Raw genomic sequence first — 23,907 nt, 5'->3', positions numbered from 1 at the left:
AATCTATGCCCTCTTCTTATAAACGGCGAAAAAAAATTTGGAAATCTGTATATCTTTTAATAACAGTTGGAATTTTGTATATAGGATATATATTAATTAAAAGCGGTTATATTAATGAAGAAAACGATATTAACGTTACAAAAAAAAGTTTAAAAGATAATAAAAATTTTGATTTAAAGTATAATATTATATTGAAAGATTCAATTTTTGAAGGAGTAAATAAAAATTTAAATGCGTATAAGATTAAAACTGAACGAGCTATAAAAGAGTCGGATAACAAATATAAACTAGATATAATAAATGCTATTTATAACGTAAATCAAGACCAAACTCTTATTATCAATGCGAAAGAAGGCTTTTTAGATGAAGAATCAAACATATTAGATTTAAAAAACGATGTAAAACTTTTTTTTGATGAGATCATATTTAACACTAACGATGCAAGGATTGATTTAGTAAATAAGAATATAACCGGTCATTCCCCTGCTAAGTTACTTTACAAAAACTCTTCAATTACTTCGGATAGTTTTAATACGAAAGATGAAAATAATATTATAATTTTTAAAGGCAATGTCTCTACAATCATCGATTTATCGGAATAGACATCTTTCCAAATCAGCTTATAGAGAGGAAGTTAAAGGAGACATGGAACGCAGCACTGCAGCGTACAAAGCAGTACGTGAGGATACGAGTACTGATTCGACGTCTAAATTACCTCTAGAAGCGAAGTTTGGAAAGATGTCTATTATTAAACTTGTTTTACTTTTTATAATTAGTACCATAATATATGCTAATGATAAAAATATTTCAAATTTACATATCACATCTGATAGTTTAATTATTGATAGAACCAAACAAAAAGCAGCATATCTTGAAAATGTTATTGTGTACTTCGATAATGCGATACTTAGAACGAAAGAATTATATATTTTTTATAAAACAATAGATGAAAAGCAAACTATTGATCATATAGTTGTCCCTACTAAATTGACTGTAGAAAGAAAAATAAATAATGAATTATTACTTGCAGATAGTGCTAAATATTTTTTCGATAATAAACAACTTATTCTACTTGGTAATGTAATATTACAGCGTGACGATAATGTTTTAAAAACTAATAAACTAATCTACTATGTAGATATTATTAAGAAATAGAGCTATTTACCGTTGGTACGTCATTGCAAGCGATTGCAAGAAGTGTGACAATCCAGAAAATAATTAAAAAAAATACTAAAGATTAGTATTTTTAACTGGATTGCTTCGTCAATTACTTACGTAATTTTCTCGCAATGACGTTGAAAATTAATCCACGCAACAAAATCTTAACAAATAAAAAAGATGGACAGCTTACACATTAAAAATATATCAAAATCCTACAAAAAAAGGAATATATTAACTGATATATCTCTGAATATAAAACAAGGAGAGATAGTTGGTTTATTCGGTCCGAATGGAGCCGGTAAAACAACTTGCTTTAACATTATTATCGGTTTAATGAAACCGGACTCAGGGCAATTACTGTTAAATGATATAAATATTACCAACTTGCCTATTTATTTACGAGCAAGGCTTGGAATCGGCTATCTTCTTCAAGAACCTTCGATATTTCGGGGATTGTCGGTTGAAGATAATATTAAGGCTGTAGTTGAGATATCTGAAAATGATAAAGAAGTAATTGAACAAAAAACCCATAATTTGTTAGAGAAGTTTGCGATAGTGCATTTAAAAGATTTATCCGCTGCTAGCTTATCAGGCGGTGAAAGGCGTAGGCTTGAGATTGCACGTGCACTTGCAATAGAGCCTAAATTTATCATGCTTGATGAACCGCTTGCCGGTATTGACCCGCTTGCTATTTCCGATATCAAAAATCTAATTACTTATTTACGTGAATTTAATATAGGTATATTAATTACCGACCATAACGTACGTGACACTCTAGATATAGTCGACCGTGCTTATGTTATTTTTGAAGGTAAAGTATTATTAGAAGGAAGCGCTAAGGAAATAGCAAATAGCAAGAAAGTTAAGGAAGTGTATTTAGGTGAGAGCTTTAGTTTCTAGACTATGCAAATTCGTCATTGCGAGCGACTTGCAGGTGTTGTTGCATGGATTGTTTTATGTCATTCCCGCCTATGTGGGAATGACATCGAGTAGGTTTTCCGAGCCATGCAACAAGGCTCTTTTGCAGGAATGACATAAGAGCCATGTAATAATATTCAAAACAGTTTTCTATGCAAATTAACAAAGAAATTTTTAGGGCTTATGATATAAGAGGCAATAGCCTTAAAGATTTAACGGAAGAAGTAGCTTATAAAATCGGCTTTGGTTTTGCCGAGATGACTATAACGAAAGATAACGATAAAATCTGTGTCGGTTTAGACGGTCGGCTTAGTTCCCCTACCCTTTGTAAAGCTTTAGAACTAGGATTAACTAATGTAGGGGCTGAAATCATAAATATTGGCGTAGTTCCAACACCGGTTTTATATTTTGCCGATAAACACTTTACGCCCGCCGGTAGTATTATGGTCACGGGGTCACACAATCCTCGTGACGATAACGGCTTTAAAATACTACAAAACGGTAAACCTTTTTTCGGTGATCAGATACAGGAGTTATTGACTAAGATTTTGGATAACTACTCCAATACCACACCAGCATCCCCTTATGTCATTCCTGCGAAAGCAGGAATCCATAATATACAATCTAAATACCTAAAACGTATTTTAGATGGAATAAACATTAATCCAAAATTAAAAGTAGCTTGGGATTGCGGCAATGGAGCAACCGGCGATATTGTTGAAGAACTTAAAAAGCATCTCTCAAACAAGAATATAATCATACATAGTAAGATTGACGGGAATTTTCCAAGCCATCATCCTGATCCTACAAATCCTGCTAATTTGCAGGAGCTAATAAAAGTGGTTAAAGAACAAAATTGTGACCTTGGTATAGCTTTTGACGGTGACGGTGATAGAATCGGCATTATAAGCTCAAGCGGTAAAATATTATTTGGTGATCAAATTTTATGCATTTTTGCTGAGGATATTTTAAAGGAAAATCCAAACGCAACTATAATAGTTGATGTAAAAGTCAGCCAATTTATAGTCACTAAAATAAAATCATATGGAGGACATCCTATAATATGGCGAACAGGTCATCCTTTTATTAAAAGCAAAATGCTTGAGACAAAGGCTTTACTCGCTGGCGAAATGAGCGGGCATATATTCTTTGCCGATAAATATTTTGGTTTTGACGATGCAATTTATGCAGCTCTTAGATTTTTAGATTTACTTAGTAGATCAAGTAAAACTCTAGATGAGATAATAGAAGATGTACCGAAAAGCTATAGTACACCGGAAATTAAAATTTTTGTTCCTTCAGAGTTAAAATTACAAATTATTAAAGAGATTAAAGAAAAATCATTAGAAGAGAAAATAGAGTTTAATGATATAGACGGTGTACGGGTAAATACTGTACATGGTTGGTGGCTCTTGCGTAGCTCTAATACCGAATCTATTATAGTTGCAAGGGCTGAATCAGATAGTAAGAATGGTTTAGAGGAAATAATCACTATAATTAATAAATATCTTGAAAAATACGGGTTATTAATTAATTATTAAAACATTATTGCTTTCTAAAATATTATTTTATATATTTTTCTTACATTAAATTAATATAAAGAAAAATAATATGTTAAAAATCTCAGGTATCAATCACTCATTTGTTGATACTAAATTAGTTACAATAACGCCAATAGGTGCAAATACATTAAATATTAACATTGAGGCACCATTAGTAATAAAACATAAAGACCTTGAGCCTACTGATAATCCTCTCATTTTTAAACTTAACAGTGACGTAGCCGTATCTAACGGTTTAAATAGTCTGACCATTGACAGTGATGCAGGCTTAATTTAGTGGTCCAACTATTAGTTATGACAACAAACTTGGTACAATAACATTTAGTGGACCGGCAGATAGTAATGTTAATACTGAGACTTTAGGAAATACTATTAATACTGATGAAACCGTTTAAGGGTATGAGGTCATTCCTGCGAGGCATTGTTACATGGATAGGTTTTTCCGTCATTGCGAGGAGTTGCGTTAGCAACGACGCAGCAATCTCATAAGATAATATAAAAAACTCCTGAGATTGCCACGCCAGCATAAATGCTGGCTCGAAATGACGATACAAGTTCGTATTTATTAGTTAAACCAGTGACAAAGAAAGAAATATACTCAAATGATTTGGAGAATGGGAATGTAAAACGAGGAGCGAGTACGCACAGCCTATATTTAATAGGTGATCCAAAGTTTTGCAGAAACAATTCTTCAAAGCAGAAGAGTATAATTATATTATGCGGGCCGACTGCTAGCGGGAAGTCTTATTTAGGTCATGAACTGGCTAAAGCTTATAACGGCGAAATCATTAATATCGACTCAATGCAGGTTTATAAGGAAATTCCTATTATTACCGCCTCCCCTCCGAAAAGCTACAAAACTGAAATCTTGTATCACTTATATAACTTCTTATCAATGACAGAAGATTTCTCGGTAATAAAATATCTAAAACTTGCGACAGAAAAAATAAAAGAAATAACCGACAGGGGTAAGCTACCTATATTAATAGGTGGAACGGGTTTATATATCAATTCTTTAGTTTTTGGCTATAATAATATTCCTGATATATCAGAAGATTTACGAGAACAGGTAAGAAACTTACATGCTAAAATAGGCAATATAGAATTATGGGGTAAATTAGAGAAGCTTGACCCGCTTGCTGCTTCTAAAATAAACCAAAATGATACTCAGCGTTTAATTAGAGCTTATGAAGTATTCATGCAAACTAATAAATCTATTTTTTCTTTTCAAACTTTGCCAAAAGAACAAATCTTACCTGATTTTAATTTCAAAATTATTTTCTTAAATCCTGAGCGAAAATTTTTATATAAAACATGTGATGAGCGTTTAGATAAGATATTTAAAGAAGGGGCAATTGACGAAATAGCTTTAATAAAAAAGCAATTTGCTCCTAAAGATTATACGAATTGGAAAGCTGTAGGGATAAAAGAAATTTTAGCTTATTTAAACGGCAATCTCACTTTAGATGAGGCTTTAAATGCAGCTCAAATACGCACCCGTCAGTATGCTAAAAGACAAGTTACTTGGTTTAAAAATCAGATACAAGATAAAATCACATTGGAATATACTAACCAAGAAGAATTTACTCAAACTTTAAAAAAACCTTTTAAAACTATATAGCTTATCTACGTATTTCTTCTTGCTTTTTATTATTGGAAATAGGAGTAATGGAAAGTGTATTTGTCTGAGGTCCTACAATATTAATCTTACTATTTAAATTTGAGACGATACTTTGTGCTTCTTTTAATACATCAGCCGGAACTTTATTTTCTAATTCTGGTTTCTTATCAGATTTTTGATTAAAATAACCAACTCCCGCTTTAACAACATTTAGTATTTGTTTAATAATATTCAGTGCTTGCCCTTCTTTTCAAACTAAACTACCTATACTAGTAGCAACATTAATATATTTTTTATTTTCAATATTTTCTAAGCTTTGAATCAGCTTATCCGGTTGATTGAGCATAGGTGTGAGTATACTATATAATTCTTTCTTATCGAGCTTATTTATACCGGGTACATCTTTTAAAGTTTTATCTAAAATACCTGTAAATATTTCCTTATTATCGTTTAAATATTTTTTGATCTCGGGATTATCTTTAGTTAACATTACCAATTCTTTAGCTATTCCCGTATAATCACCTTTAACAAATCCATCAAAAACCTTTTTTAATGATGCAGGATTATCAAGTAATATAGGCATTACATTCGTAAGTTTTGTAGTATCTTTTGTTTCTAGTCCATAATTTTCAAGCTGCTGTTTTATAGTGTGGCTATTTTTTTCATCTTGCTCTTAAATGCCTTTAATTAAATTATCGAATAAAACCCTCTTTACTTTGCTCTACTAATATCTTTTAACTTAAATGAAGGTTCGTTAAAAGCAGTAATTACACGGCTTGTTACGGTCATATCATCACCTTTATTTATATCTGTAATAATAGCATGTGCAATTGCCGGTTTTGACATAACTTCACCTACTATATACTAAGCATTTGTTTATCGAAATTATATTCTTTCGTCATGCTTTTTATATTCGGAGTATTTTCAATAATAGCTGAGGCAATATCTGGTAAGACTGTTTTATTATCAGCAAAAAAAATTTTTTAATTTATCGTCACCCGCTACCATTTCTAAAGATTTCTCAAGAGCCACCATTACTCCTTGATTTGCATTCAGAGTATCAAAAATCTCTGTTGTTTCAGGCATTTTATTTAATAAAGTACAATACTCGGATCAACTTTATAGCTTTCCAAATATTCTTTTAAGAAAGGTTTAGCCTTGTTCTTTAGTTTCTATTAAGAAACCTTCTATAATTATTTATTTTTCAGGAGATAATTTATTAAACCTTTTTAGAGCATTAGGATTGTTTATATTTTCAGCCAGCTCTTGGTTTAAACTCAGGATGTTCATTAAATATTTTTATAACTTTTGCATATGTGTCATTACTTTGAGGTTTGTGTAATATATCATCAAAAGCTTTTATATAGTCGCTTGGAAGTATTTCAGTTATGTAATTCGTAATATCGTTACCTCTTTCATTAAAAAATTTTAAGCAATTTTTATCCGTGGATAACATTTCTAATTTTTTAGAAGTTACTTTATATTATAGTCCGGTACTTCTTGCTTTATCTCAAGTGCAATTTCTTGAAGGCTTTTAAGTACAGCATCATTTTTAAAACATTCTTTTAGTATTTCGAGTCCCTTTTTATCTAAAGCACTCTTATCTTGAAATTCTCTAAAACCTGCTTTTGCTAAGATTTGTCCTATTTTTGGTAAATCATCGGCATGCTTTTTTAGAAAATCCTATATTTCGGATTTTTCAAGAACAGATTTTTGAAACTTTGAATCAAGATATATACTAAACTGGTCATATTTTTTTCTTTGGAGATGCAAGGTCATAAATAAAGCATTGTCAATGCCTTGTCTGCATCAGGAGAAGATAATGTCCCTTTAACAGTTTTATTAAAATTCTTTAATTTAATATCTTTAATGGAATTTGTCACTGCCATAAAAATAATGCAATATATTTAATTATATAAACATAAAATTATCTTAAAATTGATTCAAAGAAATAAATTAAGCACTACTACTACTTAAATATTTTAATTTATATTACATAATATGGTAATTAAATTAATTTGATCTAAGATTTATGGGGTTATCTGTTGTGTATTTTTTTACTTTTTGTAGGTAATGATACGTAAGTATGTGATTTATCGTGATTATCTACTATATGCACCTTACTATCTAAATTTGAAACTATATTTTTTGCTTCTTTTAAAACATTTAATTTATTAATATTTTCAAACTCATTTTTAAAGTTATCTTTTAACTGTTCATTGAAGATTTCTTTTGGTAAATAAATTCCACCGGTAATAGTGCCTACCCCAGTATATTTAGATTTAGAATTTAAAGTAGAGGCAATATTACTTGCTAACTTTTCTAGATTTTGTGGCTCTAAAAAATTATTTATATTATCCGGATTTTCTTTAGAATATTCAGAAACGATAGGTTTTAGCATCTGATTTATCATGTAAAAATCTTCACCTCTATTATCACCTTTATCAAAAAGTTTTTGTGATATTTTCTCGCTTAAAATATTTGCCAATAAATTACTCTTAATATTTTGTTTATTTGCAATATTTTCATATAAAGGGTTCAATATTTGTAATGGAGAATTTACATGATTTGTAATATGTTTATATTGATTTGTTTTAGGAGTAGCTAAGTTAGTAACCATATTCATAGGTAGTGAATTTAGTTTTTCTATAATATAGTCTTTAATCGTTTGATTTTCTTCATATAATCTTTTTACTTGTTGAGCAATTTTTTGTTTACTAAGTACATTTCTTTTTCCTTCAGCTTGTATTTGTAAAAATACTTTATCAATTGCCTTATCAATTAACTTTGCTTGTTGTTCTTTAATTAGTTTAGGTACTAAAGGAGGGATAGCCTTATCAAGATTGTAAGTATCAGTAAGTAGCATTAAATTATCAGGTAATTTAGCCTCTGCTAAATTAATATTTTTAAAATTACAATCTTTGAAAGAGGTTACTTTAGTTAAATCTGCATTTTTTAATGATACGCCTGAGAAGTCGATATTAGATAAATTACCTACTAATATAGCTCCCTCTAAGCTGAATTTTCCATTTTGTATTTTATGTAAATTATTTCTAAGAGTAATTTCATCTATAGTTTTATCTTTAAAATCTTGTGATGGACTAAATACGTCTTTTACTTTTGCAGTAGCATAGCTAAAACCTGCTTTTATAATATTCGGCAATTGCCCTTCCAAATAATTTGTTTTTTGAGCTAAATTATATATAGCACTAGCAGCCCCACGATAATTACTTTTTTCAATCTCTTCTATAACTTTAACTAATTCATTAGGATGGTTTAACATTGATGGAAGTACATTATATAATTCTTGCTTATCAAGGTTATTTATACCTGGTATGTCTACTAAAGTTTTATCTAAAATACTTGCAAATATTTCTCTATTATTGTTTAAATATTTTTTAATTTCAGGATTGTCTTTAGTTAAAGCTATTAACTCTTTTGCCATTCCCGTATAATCACCTTTAATAAAATCTCGAAAAACCTTTTTTAATGATTCAGATTTATCAAGTAATATAGGCATTATGCTCGTTAGCTTTGTAACATCACTCGCTTCCAGACCATAATTTATAAGTTGTTGTTTTATAGTTTGGCTATTTTTTGCATCTTGTTCTAAAACTCCTGTAATTAAATTATCAAATAGACCTTCTTTACTTTGCTCTACTAATATATCTTTTAATTTAAATGAAGGATCATTAAGGATGGAGATTATATTACCGGTTAAACTCATATAATCACCTTTATTTAAGTCTGCAATAATCTCATGAGCAATTTCCGGTTTTGACATAACTTCGCCTACAATACTAAGCATTTGTTTATCAAAATTATATTCTTTTGTTATGCTTTGTACGCTAGGAGTATTTTCAATAATACCTAAAGCAATATTTGGTAAGATTGTTTTATTATTAGCAAAAAAACTTTTTAATTTATCATCACCAGCTACCATTTCTAAGGATTTCTCAAGAGATATCATTACACCTTGATTTGGAGCATTAAGAGTATCAAAAATCTCTTTTGTCTCAGGCATTTTATTTAATAAAGTAGGAATAATATCTAAAATTTTAAGATCAATTTTGTAGGTTTCAAAATGTTCTTTTAAGAAAGGTTTAGCTTGTTCTTTTGCTTCTTCTAAGAAATTTTCAATAATTATTTGTTTTTCAGGAGATAACTTATTAAATCTTTTTAGAGTATTAGGATTGTTTATATTTTTAGCCAGTTCTTGCTTAAAATCAGGATGTTCATTAAATATTTTTAATAAATTTTCCTTTTCGGGTTTTTGTAATATATCATCAAAAGTTTTTATATAATCGCTTGGAAGTATTTCAGTTGCTCCTGTACGTATGTATTTCGTAATATCTTCACTCTTTTCGTTAAAGAATTTTTGGAAGTTTTTATCGGTAACCAGCATATCTAAAGTTCTAGCAGTCACTTTATTCCAGTCCGGTAGCTCTTGCTTTACTTCAACTGCAATTTCTTGAAGTGTTTTAAGTACTTGTTCATTTTTAAAACATTCTTTTAGTATTTCGAGTCCCTTTTTATCTAAAGCACTCTTATCTTGAAATTCTCTAAAGCCCGCATTTGCTAAGATTTGACCTATTTTAGGCAAATCATCCGAATGTTTTTTTAAAAATTCCCATATTGGAGATTTTTTAAGAAGTGATTTTTGAAATTCCGGATCAAGATATATCTTAGAAGAGTTAGCAAGCTTAACAAGATTATAAGTATTTACAGGATTAGTTAAAATAAATCTTGCTCCGAGTAACATCGTTCTTAAGCTTATACTCTTTGAAGATGATAAGTCCTTAATTGCACTCTTTAGTACTTTATTAGCTTTAGAAGAAGATAAAACTTTTTCTACAACTTTTTGATAGTTTTTATTATTTATAACAGCCATAAAATTACTCGAAATTTTTAAAAATACAGATCAGGTATTTTTAATTTTTTGTTATTGTTGTTGTAAATATGTATACTTCGACACAACATGTTCAGCATCCGAGGACTTACAAAGACATGGCTACCAATTTTTCAAGTTCTATCTGAGTATATTATTGAGCCTCCGCTTTTGGCGTCCATCTCAGTGAATACTTCTTCCCATGAACCGGTAGTCGCTGCTTTTGAATATTCAGTTGCTCTATTTTCAAAAAAGTTCGTATGTTCGACTCCGTTTAGCATTTCATCAAGCCAAGGAAGGGGGTTATGATTTACCAAATATACATCTTTGAGTCCTAGCTGCATTAAACGACGGTCGGCAATATAACGAATATATTGTCTTACTTCATATGCCGTTAATCCCTCAATACCGCCAACTTCAAAAGCAAGTTCAATAAAGGCATCTTCAAAATGCACAATAGTCGTACAAGCTTCATAAATACGTTTACGTAAAGTTTCCGTCCAAACTTCAGGGTTTTCTCTTACAAAAGTCTTAAACAAAGTAATAATTGAGTTAGTATGAAGTGTTTCATCACGCACTGACCAAGCAATAATCTGTCCCATACCTTTCATTTTATTAAAACGAGGGAAATTAAGCATGATCGCAAAAGAAGCAAATAGCTGTAATCCTTCAGTAAAAGCTCCAAATACTGCGAGTGTAGTTGCTATATCTTCTTTGGCATCCACTCCGAATTGCTGCATATAATCATACTTGTCTTTCATTTCCTTATATTTAAGAAATGCTGAATATTCTACTTCCGGCATACCTACCGTATCAAGTAAATGTGAATATGCTGCGATATGTACCGTTTCCATATTAGAAAATGCCGATAACATCATTAATATTTCAGTCGGTTTAAATACTCGTGAATAATGCTTCATATAGCAATTATTCACTTCAATATCTGCCTGTGTAAAAAAACGAAATATTTGCGTTAATAGATGTTTTTCCCCTGGAGTTAAGTTATATTTCCAATCTTTAACATCGTCGGCAAGCGGTACTTCTTCCGGTAGCCAATGAATTTTTTGTTGAGTGTGCCAAGCTTCATATGCCCATGGATATGAAAACGGTTTATAAATTGGACTTGCATCAAGTAGTGACATAATTTTTCTATTTCTTCTTTTGAAAGCTTAGTATATTTAATTATTTTCTCTATCGGCTCATTATCCGCTAACATTTCTTTTGCTATTTCTGTATTTCTTCTAGTTTCTCCAATTTCAATACCCTCAGCTTTCTCATCAGCTTTCCCCTCATTATATTTACTTTTTTGATTTAACTCTTCCGTTTGAGCAGCAAGCATCGCTTTAATATACTTTAATATAATTACCATATCCTGCTTCGCTCCAGTTAAATTATTCAATAGTTTTATAGACTGATAATACTATTTCATCTTTTGTATGTTGCGGAGGTTCTTTTGCTCTATCGAATTTAGCCATCATATATAACCAATCATCTTCTAAGCGTTCTAACTCATCTGCTTCTTTGGTAAATTTGTCTAATTCAACAAATACGTAAGACAAGCATTTAAGTTGATGCTGACCGTTGCCGACATTAATAGTTTGATGGATAGCTAATACATTCTTTTCCCTCGGACAATGCCTGAAATCCAGAAGTAATTACTACCATTACTACAGGAGCTAGATCAGCATATTCTTTTCCTCTTTTTAATTGCGAAGAAAATGCTATACAACTGTAAAATTGTACTCTTGCTAAAAAAGCATCGGCATAGCCGTTTCGCATCTCAACAATATAAATATTGCCGAAGTTATCTCTAACTTTTATGTCTACTATACTCCTTTTATTCTGCCCTAAATCCGGCACTTGTTCGTTTGAAATATACTCAAGGTTGATAATCCAATTCCTCAGGTAACCTCATAATATTATTGAGAAAGCTTAGTAATCTTGTTTTATCCGTAAACAATTTTTTAAATGCTACATCATTTGTTGGGTCTAAATATCTTTGCATAGTTTGCATAGTTATATTATACTTACTGACAAGCTAAGCATTCTTCGTAGTTACCGACTTCTGCTAACTTATCGTTTTGTTCCTCTAAATCTTTAAAATCGGCCTTTAATACGTCATGCGAGACCTTATCGGCTCGTTGTATTGATGTCGATCTACAGTAATATAAACTTTTTACTCCTTTTTTCCAGGCTTTAAAATGAATATTATTTAAATATTTCTTACTAACATTCCCCGGTAAAAAGATGTTTAAAGATTGTGCTTGTGTAATGTAAGGAGTACGATCGCTTGCCAGTTCAATTAGCCAATTCTGATCAATTTCGTAAGCGGTTTTGAAAACCTGTTTTTCTTCTTCGGATAAAAATGTTAAATGTTGTACTGATCCTTCATGTGTTGCAATCGAAGACCAAACTTGATCATTATTAAATCCTTTTTCCTCTAATAACTTTTCTAAATGTTTGTTACGCACGTTAAAAGAACCGGTTAAAGTCTTTTGTACAAAGCTATTAGCAGCAAACGGCTCTATTCCGGGTGAGGCATTACCTGCTATTACTGAAATTGAGGCGGTAGGTGCTATTGCGGTTTTATTGCTAAATCGTTCATTACTTCCTGCATCTAGAGCATCAGGACATGCTCCTTTTTCTTTACCGATTTCTATTGAGGCTTTATCAGCTTCAGCAGATATATATTCAAATATTTTTTTATTCCAAACTTTTGCCATAACCGATTCTATCGGTACTTTTTTCATTTGCAAAAATGAGTGGAAGCCCATTACGCCAAGTCCAACGCTTCGCTCACGTAAAGCCGAATATTTAGCTCTTGCCATAGTATCCGGTGCTTTATTAATAAAGTCTTCTAAAACATTATCAAGGAACAACATAATAGAATGGATAAATTCTTTATCATCTTTCCACTCTTCGTAATACTCTAAATTTAAAGAGGAAAGGCAACAAACAGCAGTTCTTGACTTTCCTAGATGGTCAATTCCCGTCGGCAATGTAATTTCGCTACAAAGATTAGACATTTTAACTTGAAGCCCTAATTTTTTATGATGCTCAGGGATAGATTTATTAACACTATCGATAAATAACAAGTAAGGCTCACCTGTTTCTATTCTAGTAGTTAGTAACTTAACCCATAAATCTCTTGCTCTAACTTTATTTACGACTTTTTTGGTAGCAGGACTAACAAGGTCAAAATCCGTATTATTTTCAACTGCTTTCATAAATTTATCGGTTATAGCTATACCGTGATGAATATTAAGAGCTTTACGGTTAACATCCCCACCTGTCGGACGTCTTATATCAATAAATTCTTCAATTTCAGGGTGATTAATAGGCAAATATACAGCCGATGAACCTCGTCTAATAGAACCTTGCGAAATAGCAAGAGTCATAGAATCCATTACTTTAATAAACGGTATAATACCGGATGAATGACCTTTATCACGAATCCCTTCATTAATAGCACGAACATTACCCCAATAACTGCCAATCCCACCACCGCGTGCAGCAAGCCAAACATTTTCTGTCCATAAATTTACTATATCGTCTAAGCTATCATCGGTCTCATTCAAGAAGCATGAAATAGGAAGCCCCCTATCCGTTCCGCCGTTACTTAAGATTGGTGTTGCTGGCATAAACCACATTTTACTCATATATTCATATAACTTCTGAGCATGCTGTTTATTTTCGGCATAATAACTAGAAACTCTTGCAAATAAATCTTGAAAATCCTCACCTTTCATAAGATATCGATCTCGCAGAATAGCTTTACCGAAAGGAGTAAGTAAATTGTTATGGTTGTTGTTTATAGTTATTTGAAATTTATTTTTTTTAAGCGTGTTCATTATAGGTACTAATGGGGTTGTAGGCGTTATTTATAATGCTTATTTTGAAAAAATGACACCATATTCAGTGTATAGAATCTTCACTTAAGTAGACACGAGAATAATAATTTATTCAATATAAATATTTATTTTTTTTTAGATTTTTGACTTGACACAAATCACTCTTGATTACTATATAACGCAAGTTTCGTATTAATAAAGGCGTTTTATAGCTGATAATCACTAGGTTACGAGTGTATTAATAATACTGTTTTTGTTATAAAATTAGTGAGAAAACACACGTTTTGAATTAAGGTAGTGTCTTTACAGTATTAGAAAAAAGCTTATAGGTTATTGAAAAATAATATAAAGAGCAATAACCTATGAGCATAGATTTTATAGAAATATTTTGCTAAAAATAGATTCTAGCAATGATCTTTTAAGCAATAATATTTTATCCAACATAGACATAAGCTTATTTTTCATATTTTTCTTTACTCTAGTTACTATAAAAACTCCTTGCTCTAAAAGTTGTTGAAATAATTTTTGTGAAATATAATCACGATCTCCAAATATTTTACCAAAAAGATTTTTTATCATCAATTCTAGCTGTTTTCTATCATCCTTATTACCAGGACTAAAAGATGCTTTAACTTATACCACCAGCTCTATTAATTATTAAATGTAGTTTGAGTCCATAGAACCAACCTTTTGTTGTTGCACCACGTGCTGCTTATACCAGCAAACACTTTATTCATTGAAATACGATATTTCTTGCATACCTCTATACTACTTGAATCTACAAAAGATAGTCCGTCACACTGATCCAAAATAGAATTTAATATTAATACTAATAGTGGTAAATGTGGACCTATTATTTTTATAAATTGGCTATAAGCTTACTAACTGAAAATCTCTTTGATGATGAATTCATATCTGTTTCAGATAAAATAGTTTTTAAAACAATCATAAGATGACTGTCAGTAACCTATTATAATCGTTATTACCTCACTTCTATGCAGTCTACTTTTTGGACCAGATTTGTTGTTATTTTGAGTCATTGAATTTGTATGCTTATCTAATTCTTGCAAATCGACGTAGCAAAATATTTCTATAAAATCTATGCTCATAGGTTATTGCTCTTTATATTATTTTTCAATAACCTATAAACTTTTTTCTAATACTGTAAAGACACTACCTTAATTCAAAACGTGTGTTTTCTCACTAATTTTATAACAAAAACAGTATTATTAATACACTCGTAACCTAGTGATTATCAGCTATAAAACGCCTTTATTAATACAAAACTCGCGTTATATAGAATAGTTTTTACAAATATTATGCTTTCTTAAGGCACAAGCAGTCTTATCTTGCGGAAGTAAGACAACGTTGCGTGGTTCCCGGTTGCATTTTCGCGTAGACATAAGTTTAAGGATCGATTCCATCTCTGTCATCTCACGATCAAGTCACAGCGTAACAGAAAGAAAACCGATCCATGCAACAAGACCTTATCTATGCGGGAATAACGTTAAAGACATTCTCCATCATTCGTATTAAGACCTATCGGTGTAACCTCATCCTTATATTCAACAATAAACGATACAACAAACGTGGTGTGTCGGCTACCATCCAATCAACTGCTACAACATAATATCCTGGCTCTCTATCTGGAAAAGTTACTTCAATCATTTTAGAAGAAGCTAATGTATGATCCCAGTAAGGAAATTTATCAGAAAGTTCACTATAAATTTCTTCTAAATCATCGTGTTTCAGTCTATTTTCAAAGGTAAACTCTGCCTTTGTCATTTGCACTATATAAATAACCGCGAGTTTTATGTGACGCAGTATAATCCCATTCTATTGTAAGTTTTTTCTCACCCTCTAATGGTATAGCACAGTTTATCCAGTAAAACGTTGGATCTTTTAATTCCGCTCTTATTTCTTCATTAGTAGCATTTACCCAATCTGTATCATCTGTACGCCCACAATTAAGAATATGCCATCTAGTGGTAGCGGTTCCCCTGCGACATCATTTCCAAAACTCTCATCACTCCCTTTCCCTGTTTCAAATTCGTTCAGTTTCCACTCTTCATCTATTAGCTTCTTATCTACACAAACTTTTCCCATTGTGTAAAGCGGGAATATTATTCGACCATGTTTTGGAGTTGGTTGATTGTGTTGTTCTTCATTTTTCATAAATTCGACCTTTATTTAAGTTAAAAATATTTTAAGTAACTACACAATACTAAATGTAGTTATAGTAATATAAAACTTAAATTGTTATTATAATAAAAATACAGCTTCACATAATACCGGACAGCAATGTCTAGCACCCTAGGAGTCAATCCATGCAAACAACAAAGTTAGAGCCTAGGCTGAAGAATTTTGATTTTAAAGATTGTTTATTATATAGCTATGGCTGGGTTACGGTAATAGTGTCTTGAAACGTGCCGGCAGCAACAAGAGGTTGTGACGGCAGGCGTGCATATACGGTATAGTTTTTTGTGACCGGTTCAAGACCTAGTAGTGTATAGCTTATCGGTAAATGTTACAGTACTACTAGTACCGTTACCGAGGATTTGAGTAAAACCGGCATCTTTATACAAATTATAATTCAGCTTACGTACCCCATTAATCATATTTCTTCATCTAAACCTTCAATACTCACTGTACTATCAAATACTGTCATTTCAATGCTTTTAATTATTTTAATATTAAAGTCTAATAATACCGCTGATTTTGTTTTTGGAGCAACTTGCAAAGCAATTTCTTCAAACTCTGTATTAAGAGGTAGATTTGCATCGTCTAGTCTTATTTCGGAAGGAACATACGGTGTTAAGTTAGGTACAAGCATTTTACCTTTATCATCGGTATCACCTGCTAATAGATTATTATTATAAACTCCGACATTCTTTAAACTATTTACTTTAATCAAAGTAAGACCTCCGTTAATCGGTCTTGTCGCATAATAGCTTTTATCAATAGAGAAAATTCCTCCTTTGATATTAAACTTTTTCATTATTTCGGTATCATGTTTCTGCAGATAAACTCCAATATCATTATTTTTACCGTTACGGTTAACTTGTACATTGTAATCTATATACACCGTTTTCATTGAAATAATTGAGTTCCTCTACTCCGGCTAAATAATTAATATCATCATTTGGACTAAGAGTCACATCATAGTTTAAATATACCCCACTAATAAGTTGAGTATCGACGTTCTTTTCTTCATAGGACCACCTGAAGCATCAAATGATTGAGGTTGCATTTTTTCCGTTGGAAAAGTAATATTTAAATCTAAATTCTCAAAGTTTAAATCATATTTAGTACCCTCAAGCAAATCTAAATTAATATATGCAGTATCATGATAATTCACTAAACCCTGCTTAAGATAATCTTCTTGAACATCAAAATGTTCTATATCTTCAAGAGGAATTAAATAATGACCTTGAGCGTTTTGCACTATAGTCGGCAATATATCGGTTTCGGTATAATTAACTTTTAACGAAACAATCAATTCACTCTCACCCGCAATTTTATTAGCGCTATTCTCAAATTCTACTACTAGAGGTCATTGGGGCAATAACCCTAACTCCTTATCCTCATGTACGTTTGTATCCGCTGCGATTCAAGGCGAAGTATCGCCAAGAGATTCAGAGATAACTCCATCTGCAAAACTCACCGGTATAAAAAAATAATACCTATAAAAACCGATATTATGGTATTTAAAAAGCACATTGCTTTAATTTATTTAGTTTTAAAGATTTTTAACCTGATATTGTTATAGGTATACTATGCTGAACAACAAGATCTACGGTAGAGGTAACACTATTCTCTAACTTCACTCTACGAGGTAATTCTTTTATGAAAATTCTATAGTCTTTAAATTCTATAAGTCTTTTGCTTTAGTAGAATAATTCTGTGTGTTTTGTAAAGCTACCCGTATCAATTGTATTTGACCGTCATGTAAGGTAAATGTTACCGGAGTTGCCACTAAATCTTTAGTTTCTTTATATTCTTCTATACCATCTTTATATGTACGCTTTACAAGAATTAATTGAACCTTTTTAGGTGCATAATCATTATTTTGCACCGTCATAGTTGCTATTTTATTACTTTTGTTTATCTCTATATTGACAGGTACGATAGTAGCACTGGCAAAAGAATTAAAAGTCAAGAATATAGATAGGATAGGTAGAAATCTTAAAAAAGATTTTTTCATAATAGCAATCAGTCAATTTAAATCTCATTGCCTTGCAATAATAGAAAAATTACAAACAGATAAAGAATCTATTATAATTACCAAAAGAGATAAGGAAGTAGCACAAATATTACCTATAAATACTAAAAAATCTCATTATTCGGTATGCTAAAAAACAAAGCCGAGATAAAAAGCGGATATATTAGAACCAGTAGAAGAAAAGTGGAATGCAGCACAACCTTTAAATGCATCTCGTCTAGTATAATATCCGACAATTTTTAAAAATCCCCCTGCGAAAGTGTTGGATTTCTGTAAATATACTCACATAACCATTGATTATTTCCTCAATATCCAATAAAATACTTTTTAAAATTTAAATATAAAAAGTATGTATAATACTGATGTTGTAATAATAGGCGCCGGTCCGGTTGGATTATTTGCAGTTTTTCAAGCAGGAATGCTTGGCATGAAATGTCATGTTATTGATGCACAAGAAGTTATCGGCGGTCAGTGTATTACCCTATATCCTGAAAAGCCTATTTACGATATACCGGCATATCCTAAAATTGCAGCAGAAGAGCTAATAAAACAGTTAGAACTTCAAGCAGCTCCTTTTAACCCTATATATCATTTAAATCAGCAAGCTATAGAGCTAAATAAACAAGATGATTTTTTTGAAATTAAAACCTCAAAAAACACTCTTATTAAAGGCAAAGTTATTATTATTGCAGCAGGAGCAGGTTCATTCGGTCCAAACAAACCGCCCCTTGCGAATATTGAAGATTTTGAAAGCAAGTCGGTTTTTTATTTCATCAATGATAAAAGCAAATTTGCGGGTAAAAATATAGTTATAGCAGGCGGCGGGGATTCGGCTGTTGACTGGGCTATTTTTCTTTCAGATATTGCAAATAAAATATATTTAGTACATAGGCGGGATAAATTTACGGCAGCTCCTGAAAGCGTAAGGCAATTAAGGCATATTGCAGAAACCGATAAAATCGAGTTAGTAACCGGTTATCAATTAAATGCTTTAGATGGTAATAATGCTGAACTTCAATCGGTTATAGTTAAAGATTTACACAATAATACTCGCAAATTGGATGCCAATATATTACTACCTTTTTTTGGTTTAAAACAAGATTTAGGTAGCTTAGCAAATTGGGGTTTAAATGTTAAGCATCACCATATTGAAGTAGACTCTTCCTATTATCAAACTAATATAGAAGGTATTTACGCCATTGGCGATATTGCTCATTATGGCGGTAAGCTTAAGCTGATTCTTACGGGTTTTGCTGAAGCGGCAAGCAGTCTTCATCATGCTTATAGTAGAGTATTTGACGGCAAGGCTCTACATTTTGAGTATTCTACTACCAAATACGGGGAAAAGAAGTAAGAGCGTTACTAAATAAAGAGATCGTCATTGCGAGCAACCGTAGAGAGCGTGACAATCTCATGCAACAATAACAAACTCCTGAGATTGCTTCGTCAATTACTTACGTAATTTACTCGCAATGACGTTAAAACTGAACGGAGACAAAAATAAGAGTGAATAATATAATTGACGGTAAAGCATTAGCCAATGAGATACTAGCAGACTTAAAGCTAGAAATTCAAGAACTTATAAGCCAAACCAACGCTTCACCGAAGCTTGCTATAGTCCTAGTAGGCGATAATCCGGCAAGCATTATTTATGTAAGAAACAAAATAAAAAATGCACATAAAATAGGAATTTATACTTTATTAGTAAATCTATCTACTACTATTCATACTAATGATTTAATATCAAAAATCAATGAGTTAAACCTTGATAACAAGATTTCAGGAATTATAGTTCAGCTTCCTTTGCCAAGCTCCATAGATAAAAATAAAATTTTATCGGCAGTATCACCTTCTAAAGATATCGATGGTTTCCACCCTTTAAATGTCGGTTACTTACATAGCGGGATTAGTCAAAACTTTATTCCCTGCACTGCTCTTGGTTGTCTTGCAGTTATAAAAAAATACGAACCTAATTTAACCGGTAAAAACGTTGTAATTATTGGACGCTCAAATATAGTAGGAAAACCTTTAAGTGCTTTACTGTTAAAAGAAAATTGCAGCGTTACTATTTGTCATTCTAAGACACACAATTTAAGCTCTATTACTTCTAAAACCGATATTGTCGTTGCTGCAATAGGCTCACCTTTAAAATTAACTGCAGAATATTTTAATCCTGAATCTATAGTAATTGATGTAGGCATTAATAGAATTAGCGGCAATAAAATTATCGGTGATGTTGATTTTGAAAATGTTCAGTCTAAAGTAAAATATATTACTCCCGTCCCAGGCGGCATCGGACCGATGACTATTGCGTTTTTACTTAAAAATACGGTTAAAGCATTTAAGGATTCCTTATATACTCTTGATAAGTGAAAAGTAGATAGACGAAGTTTAATTTGAAACATTTGCAAGTTCTACATAATTTCTTACATTATCTTGCATATATTCTAAATCTTGATCGGTTAAATATCTAACAACTTTTGCAGGGGATCCCATCCATAATTCTTGAGATTTAATTCTCTTCTTTGGCGAGATAAGACTTCCTGCAGCAATAAAAGCATATTCTTCTATTACTGCATAATCCATTATCGTAGCACTCATACCGATAAAAGCATTATTATGTATTGTACAGGCTGAATAAGAGAGAGATGACCGATAGTTATATTATCGCCTATTTCTACCGGTCCGTTAAATCTTGAAGTATGAATTACACTACCGTCTTGTACGTTAGTATTATTTCCTATTTTTATTGATTCAACGTCGCCGCTAAGAACCGTATTAAACCAAATGTTTGAATTACTACCTATTTCAACATCTCCTATTAAAGAGCTGCTTTCGGCAATATATGCACTTTTATCGATTCTTGGCGTAACTCCTTTGTAAGGGATAATGAGCATTAATTATAATCTACCCAAGAAATATTACCGTCTTTACGATAATAAACTATATTGATACGATCATTATTTATATTTTTAAATACTACTGCGGGTAAATCTTCTAAATCCATTTTCATTACCGCTTCTTTTACTGATAATTTTAATATTTCTACAGGCTTTTCAGCGATAATTGCCGGATTATCATTATCTTCGGCGTTAGAGGTTTCACTATCAGATTGCGGATTAATAATATATTTGGTACCTTCGTAAGCAATTTCTGATATTTTTACTTTACCCGCATGATGATTTTTGAATTTTGATTTATATTTTCTAAGCTGTTTTTCTAGTTTTGACATAGCTTTATCAAAAGCTACATATATATCGCTACAACTATCATTACTTTTGACTATATTATGTTTACCTGAGCCATATTTTACTATAATATCACATTTAAAGTTAATGCCCTCTTTTGAAAAATGTATATCTATATTTATTATATCGGTAAAATATTTTTTAATGACTTGCGTAGCCCTCTCTTTTGAATATTCTTGTAAATTATTACCGATAGAAATATGTTGACCTGAAACTGAAATAATCATAAATAACCTTTATAATCTGAAATAATTAATATAATAGGCGTTACTAAGTAACACCTATACAATTAATTTATATTTAGAGTGATTTCAAGTTTTATTACAAATTAATTTATTTAAACTTTAGCCGTAGAGTTTAGGACGCTTATCCTTATTTTGTTGCGATTCAATTAGTTTTTCAGCAGTCTTGCTTACATAATTAGGCTCAATGCCGATTTCTAAGCAGGTAGCATTAAAATTTTTATTATTTTCAAAAAGCCATTTTTTAGCGTTATATTCTGCTTTTGTTGCCTCTTTCTTGGTAGAAGTATTAGTTGCATCATTATTGCCTGCATAATAATAGCACTTCTAAGAGCAATATCAGTATAGGATTATAAAGTTTAATACACTCAAAAGGAGTAGTTAATTTAATGACATATGGTTTAGTCATATAAAACCTCCAATCATTATTAATAAAGTAAGATTTAGTTAATATAAATGTAACCAATAGGTTTTTCTTTTTTAACAAAGTCCTTAAAAAGTATAATAATTTTCAAGGCTTCAACTAGTAGTGACTAATTTGGATTAATAGAGATATCTAGTAATTATAATATTAGGAATAAGCTATAAAATCTAAACGTTAGGTGGTTCTCTGTATATTTTTTGATAAAATACGATATTTTACTCTTGCAGAAATAGAAGAATTGTTATATACATTGTTATCTTTTATGTATACTCAAATGATTTCAAGAATTGAATTTTATTTTGAGAGGTGAGCACCCGCAGCCTATACTTAATAGATGAGGATGCGAATCCTTGATAAAATGAAAGAGCAATGCTTAAAAGCAGAAGAGTATATAAGGGGGTGTAGCTCAGTTGGTTAGAGCATCTGCCTGTCACGCAGAAGGTCGCGGGTTCGAGTCCCGTCACTCTCGCCAAGCCCTTTCAGGGTTTCGGGATTTCCCGTCGTTTTCTAAAAAATCCATATGCGCCTTTTGTTTTAATTGTTATATTAAACTATTTTAAATTCCGAATTTTAAATATTATAAAAAACTAACTTTGTATATTCCTTAAAGCAACCTCAACTCATTTATTTGCACTTTTAGTTAAATTTCTATTGTATTCTTAAAACTTCTTATTATGATTCTATCTATAAGCTCATTTTGAACAAAATATTAAAATTTATAGAATTTAATAAGAATGTAATTATGTTTAGATGGTTTCAACCCTCAAATCAAGAATTAATAAGAACTATACAGCAAGAAAATACCGCAGAAGCACAAAAATTAATTGCCACAATGGATATTACTGAATTAAGTAAAGTTAGGGATATTTATATTAGCAGGGCTATTTGCAGCATCCGTACCGATATTTTGAGTTACATTACCGTCACCTATAAAATTCAATGTACCGCCTACACCGCCGGTGCTAAGTACTGCTCCATTTGCTCCTACGATACCTGTTACCGTTCCATCACCTGCAAATATTAACTTACCGCTTCCATCTCCGGCAGTAGTTGTCACTGCTCCGGTTAGCGTAGCCCCATCTGCTAAAGCTAAGATAGAGCCATTCTTATTTAAAGCTACGGGAGCAAATACATTAGCTGAGAACGTAATGGGGTTTGCGCCGATATTTACGAGTTTTAAGCTGCTGCCGTTAGCTCCAATCGTACCGTTAACATTACCGCTTTGTATTGTCAGTGTTCCTTGGTTATTTGCAGAGGTCGTAACTGAACCAACCAGCTATTTACTATTAACTCACCATCTGCTCTAAATAATATGTTACCACCCACTCCTAGGTCTAAAGCTTGGTTAAATGTTACCTACTCCGTACTTATTCATACTAAGTAACTTCGTAAATACCGTATTATCGACTACGACATCACCTGCTCCGTCTACTATGAAATTCTTAAGGCGATGGGTAGTATTATTCTGTCCTATAGTATAAGGTCCACCGTTATTTGCTATAGTTAGGTATTTTGTGATTGCTCCTATTCTCACTATTCCATATTCATCATTGCCAGATTTGTTTAAATTATTATATAAGGTAAATTGCCTATCATTTATGTTACTAGTATTCACTAAATCTAATTCTGAATTTAGTCCTTCAAATATTATCTTAGCACCGTTTATATTACCCGTAACCGTTGTTATATCGTCATCTAAATTAAGTACGGACGTATTACTTTGTAAATTAATATTAGTAGCTTTTAATATTGTAGAATTAAGTTAAAGGA

Annotated in this window: 21 protein-coding genes, 1 tRNA gene and 9 pseudogenes; 10 read left to right on the top strand and 21 right to left on the bottom strand. The window is 31.4% G+C overall.

All coding sequences use genetic code 11. The features are described from left to right. Positions 1-5 precede the first annotated feature (5 nt). The 6 genes from lptC (at position 6) to miaA (ending at position 5,262) form a co-directional block, all read left to right on the top strand. Positions 6-602, top strand: a complete 597-nt coding sequence (gene lptC, locus RMA_RS03550; protein WP_012152802.1) for an LPS export ABC transporter periplasmic protein LptC — start codon at positions 6-8, stop codon at positions 600-602. A 136-nt stretch (positions 603-738) separates the two neighbouring features. After that, positions 739-1,155: an LptA/OstA family protein gene (locus RMA_RS03545; RefSeq protein WP_410526297.1), complete on the top strand. Its 417-nt coding sequence runs from the start codon at positions 739-741 to the stop codon at positions 1,153-1,155. Between the two features lie 183 nt (positions 1,156-1,338). Beyond that, positions 1,339-2,061 carry an LPS export ABC transporter ATP-binding protein gene (gene lptB / locus RMA_RS03540; protein ID WP_041404686.1) on the top strand — a complete coding sequence of 241 codons (723 nt, stop codon included), beginning with the start codon at positions 1,339-1,341 and terminating at the stop codon, positions 2,059-2,061. 170 nt (positions 2,062-2,231) lie between these two features. After that, positions 2,232-3,620, top strand: coding sequence for a phosphomannomutase/phosphoglucomutase (locus tag RMA_RS03535; RefSeq protein ID WP_012152799.1), 1,389 nt, complete (start codon positions 2,232-2,234; stop codon positions 3,618-3,620). Positions 3,621-3,690: 70 nt separating this feature from the next. Continuing rightward, a complete protein-coding gene (locus tag RMA_RS09860) occupies positions 3,691-3,918 on the top strand; it encodes a hypothetical protein (RefSeq protein WP_238375567.1) in 228 nt (75 codons plus the stop codon). A gap of 252 nt (positions 3,919-4,170) precedes the next feature. Then, on the top strand, positions 4,171-5,262 hold the full coding sequence (gene miaA / locus RMA_RS03525) for a tRNA (adenosine(37)-N6)-dimethylallyltransferase MiaA (protein WP_012152798.1): 1,092 nt from the start codon (positions 4,171-4,173) through the stop codon (positions 5,260-5,262). A 172-nt stretch (positions 5,263-5,434) separates the two neighbouring features. Here the strand turns inward: miaA and RMA_RS10890 are convergent. The 16 genes and pseudogenes from RMA_RS10890 to RMA_RS11970 all read right to left on the bottom strand — a co-directional run. Beyond that, a pseudogene (locus RMA_RS10890) lies at positions 5,435-6,999 on the bottom strand (hypothetical protein); the annotation flags it as partial. A 301-nt stretch (positions 7,000-7,300) separates the two neighbouring features. Further along, a complete protein-coding gene (locus tag RMA_RS03505) occupies positions 7,301-10,153 on the bottom strand; it encodes a pentapeptide repeat-containing protein (RefSeq protein WP_041404684.1) in 2,853 nt (950 codons plus the stop codon). A gap of 131 nt (positions 10,154-10,284) precedes the next feature. After that, on the bottom strand, positions 10,285-11,292 hold the full coding sequence (locus RMA_RS03500) for a ribonucleotide-diphosphate reductase subunit beta (protein ID WP_041404683.1): 1,008 nt from the start codon (positions 11,290-11,292) through the stop codon (positions 10,285-10,287). 249 nt (positions 11,293-11,541) lie between these two features. Next, positions 11,542-11,709, bottom strand: a complete 168-nt coding sequence (locus RMA_RS10885; RefSeq protein ID WP_238375566.1) for a hypothetical protein — start codon at positions 11,707-11,709, stop codon at positions 11,542-11,544. A 31-nt stretch (positions 11,710-11,740) separates the two neighbouring features. After that, positions 11,741-12,010, bottom strand: coding sequence for an Rpn family recombination-promoting nuclease/putative transposase (locus tag RMA_RS10880; RefSeq protein ID WP_238375565.1), 270 nt, complete (start codon positions 12,008-12,010; stop codon positions 11,741-11,743). A gap of 19 nt (positions 12,011-12,029) precedes the next feature. Then, on the bottom strand, positions 12,030-12,164 hold the full coding sequence (locus RMA_RS11705) for a hypothetical protein (protein ID WP_274377931.1): 135 nt from the start codon (positions 12,162-12,164) through the stop codon (positions 12,030-12,032). Between the two features lie 13 nt (positions 12,165-12,177). Beyond that, positions 12,178-14,001 (bottom strand): ribonucleoside-diphosphate reductase subunit alpha, encoded by a 1,824-nt coding sequence (locus tag RMA_RS03490; RefSeq protein ID WP_041404682.1) that lies wholly within the window; start codon positions 13,999-14,001, stop codon positions 12,178-12,180. A 375-nt stretch (positions 14,002-14,376) separates the two neighbouring features. Then, positions 14,377-14,616, bottom strand: a pseudogene (locus RMA_RS11700) (transposase); the annotation flags it as partial. A 13-nt stretch (positions 14,617-14,629) separates the two neighbouring features. Beyond that, a pseudogene (locus RMA_RS12260) lies at positions 14,630-14,701 on the bottom strand (transposase); the annotation flags it as partial. Between the two features lie 25 nt (positions 14,702-14,726). Next, positions 14,727-14,810, bottom strand: a pseudogene (locus tag RMA_RS12255) (hypothetical protein); the annotation flags it as partial. A gap of 730 nt (positions 14,811-15,540) precedes the next feature. After that, complete coding sequence (locus RMA_RS03480; RefSeq protein ID WP_041404681.1) at positions 15,541-15,786, bottom strand: chitin-binding protein; 246 nt, start codon at positions 15,784-15,786, stop codon at positions 15,541-15,543. Positions 15,787-15,936: 150 nt separating this feature from the next. After that, positions 15,937-16,176, bottom strand: coding sequence for a chitin-binding protein (locus tag RMA_RS03475; protein WP_238375564.1), 240 nt, complete (start codon positions 16,174-16,176; stop codon positions 15,937-15,939). Between the two features lie 145 nt (positions 16,177-16,321). Beyond that, a pseudogene (locus RMA_RS08365) lies at positions 16,322-16,625 on the bottom strand (spore coat protein U domain-containing protein); the annotation flags it as partial. Continuing rightward, positions 16,616-17,095: a fimbria/pilus outer membrane usher protein gene (locus RMA_RS09310; protein WP_148194405.1), complete on the bottom strand. Its 480-nt coding sequence runs from the start codon at positions 17,093-17,095 to the stop codon at positions 16,616-16,618. The gene RMA_RS09310 and the pseudogene RMA_RS08365, both read right to left, overlap by 10 nt. Before the next feature lie 72 nt (positions 17,096-17,167). Then, positions 17,168-17,500, bottom strand: a complete 333-nt coding sequence (locus RMA_RS03460; RefSeq protein ID WP_231288503.1) for a hypothetical protein — start codon at positions 17,498-17,500, stop codon at positions 17,168-17,170. A 250-nt stretch (positions 17,501-17,750) separates the two neighbouring features. Beyond that, positions 17,751-18,082 (bottom strand): annotated as a pseudogene (locus RMA_RS11970) (fimbria/pilus periplasmic chaperone). Between the two features lie 121 nt (positions 18,083-18,203). Between RMA_RS11970 and RMA_RS12250 the strand changes: the two are divergent. From RMA_RS12250 to folD, 3 genes and pseudogenes are all read left to right on the top strand, one after another. After that, positions 18,204-18,449 (top strand): annotated as a pseudogene (locus RMA_RS12250) (type II toxin-antitoxin system Phd/YefM family antitoxin). Between the two features lie 123 nt (positions 18,450-18,572). Further along, positions 18,573-19,577 carry an NAD(P)/FAD-dependent oxidoreductase gene (locus RMA_RS03445; protein WP_041404679.1) on the top strand — a complete coding sequence of 335 codons (1,005 nt, stop codon included), beginning with the start codon at positions 18,573-18,575 and terminating at the stop codon, positions 19,575-19,577. Positions 19,578-19,729: 152 nt separating this feature from the next. Beyond that, positions 19,730-20,596 carry a bifunctional methylenetetrahydrofolate dehydrogenase/methenyltetrahydrofolate cyclohydrolase FolD gene (gene folD / locus RMA_RS03440; RefSeq protein WP_041404678.1) on the top strand — a complete coding sequence of 289 codons (867 nt, stop codon included), beginning with the start codon at positions 19,730-19,732 and terminating at the stop codon, positions 20,594-20,596. A gap of 18 nt (positions 20,597-20,614) precedes the next feature. Here folD and RMA_RS10860 read toward each other — a convergent pair. The 3 genes and pseudogenes from RMA_RS10860 to RMA_RS08350 form a co-directional block, all read right to left on the bottom strand. Beyond that, positions 20,615-21,120: pseudogene (locus RMA_RS10860) on the bottom strand (gamma carbonic anhydrase family protein). Continuing rightward, entirely contained in the window at positions 21,120-21,698 is a 579-nt protein-coding gene (gene hpf / locus RMA_RS03425; protein ID WP_012152791.1) for a ribosome hibernation-promoting factor, HPF/YfiA family, read from the bottom strand. The pseudogene RMA_RS10860 and the gene hpf overlap by 1 nt, the downstream one beginning before the upstream one ends. A gap of 117 nt (positions 21,699-21,815) precedes the next feature. Further along, a pseudogene (locus RMA_RS08350) lies at positions 21,816-22,122 on the bottom strand (hypothetical protein). Positions 22,123-22,532: 410 nt separating this feature from the next. On the opposite strand from RMA_RS08350, the gene RMA_RS03420 reads away from it, so the two are divergent. Beyond that, positions 22,533-22,609: transfer RNA gene (locus tag RMA_RS03420), tRNA-Asp, on the top strand. A gap of 375 nt (positions 22,610-22,984) precedes the next feature. On the opposite strand, the gene RMA_RS03415 is transcribed toward RMA_RS03420, so the two are convergent. Together RMA_RS03415 and RMA_RS03410 are read right to left on the bottom strand one after the other, a co-directional pair. Next, positions 22,985-23,194, bottom strand: coding sequence for a hypothetical protein (locus RMA_RS03415; RefSeq protein ID WP_041404676.1), 210 nt, complete (start codon positions 23,192-23,194; stop codon positions 22,985-22,987). Positions 23,195-23,482: 288 nt separating this feature from the next. After that, positions 23,483-23,752: a hypothetical protein gene (locus RMA_RS03410; RefSeq protein WP_041404675.1), complete on the bottom strand. Its 270-nt coding sequence runs from the start codon at positions 23,750-23,752 to the stop codon at positions 23,483-23,485. Positions 23,753-23,907: the final 155 nt, after the last annotated feature.

Source organism: Rickettsia massiliae MTU5 (assembly GCF_000016625.1).
In the GTDB taxonomy this organism is placed as follows: Bacteria; Pseudomonadota; Alphaproteobacteria; order Rickettsiales; family Rickettsiaceae; genus Rickettsia; species Rickettsia rickettsii.
This window is presented reverse-complemented; position numbering and strand designations above follow the sequence as displayed.

Coding starts and splice junctions, on each gene's coding strand:
- RMA_RS03480 (WP_041404681.1), bottom strand. CDS start 15,786: ATGACAAAGGCAGAGTTTACCTTTGAAAATAGACTGAAACACGATGAT.
- miaA (WP_012152798.1), top strand. CDS start 4,171: ATGCTGGCTCGAAATGACGATACAAGTTCGTATTTATTAGTTAAACCA.
- hpf (WP_012152791.1), bottom strand. CDS start 21,698: ATGATTATTTCAGTTTCAGGTCAACATATTTCTATCGGTAATAATTTA.
- RMA_RS09860 (WP_238375567.1), top strand. CDS start 3,691: ATGTTAAAAATCTCAGGTATCAATCACTCATTTGTTGATACTAAATTA.
- RMA_RS09310 (WP_148194405.1), bottom strand. CDS start 17,095: ATGAAAACGGTGTATATAGATTACAATGTACAAGTTAACCGTAACGGT.
- RMA_RS03445 (WP_041404679.1), top strand. CDS start 18,573: ATGTATAATACTGATGTTGTAATAATAGGCGCCGGTCCGGTTGGATTA.
- RMA_RS11705 (WP_274377931.1), bottom strand. CDS start 12,164: ATGCAAACTATGCAAAGATATTTAGACCCAACAAATGATGTAGCATTT.
- lptB (WP_041404686.1), top strand. CDS start 1,339: ATGGACAGCTTACACATTAAAAATATATCAAAATCCTACAAAAAAAGG.
- RMA_RS03500 (WP_041404683.1), bottom strand. CDS start 11,292: ATGTCACTACTTGATGCAAGTCCAATTTATAAACCGTTTTCATATCCA.
- RMA_RS03545 (WP_410526297.1), top strand. CDS start 739: ATGTCTATTATTAAACTTGTTTTACTTTTTATAATTAGTACCATAATA.
- RMA_RS03535 (WP_012152799.1), top strand. CDS start 2,232: ATGCAAATTAACAAAGAAATTTTTAGGGCTTATGATATAAGAGGCAAT.
- RMA_RS03475 (WP_238375564.1), bottom strand. CDS start 16,176: ATGAAAAATGAAGAACAACACAATCAACCAACTCCAAAACATGGTCGA.
- RMA_RS03505 (WP_041404684.1), bottom strand. CDS start 10,153: ATGGCTGTTATAAATAATAAAAACTATCAAAAAGTTGTAGAAAAAGTT.
- RMA_RS03490 (WP_041404682.1), bottom strand. CDS start 14,001: ATGAACACGCTTAAAAAAAATAAATTTCAAATAACTATAAACAACAAC.
- lptC (WP_012152802.1), top strand. CDS start 6: ATGCCCTCTTCTTATAAACGGCGAAAAAAAATTTGGAAATCTGTATAT.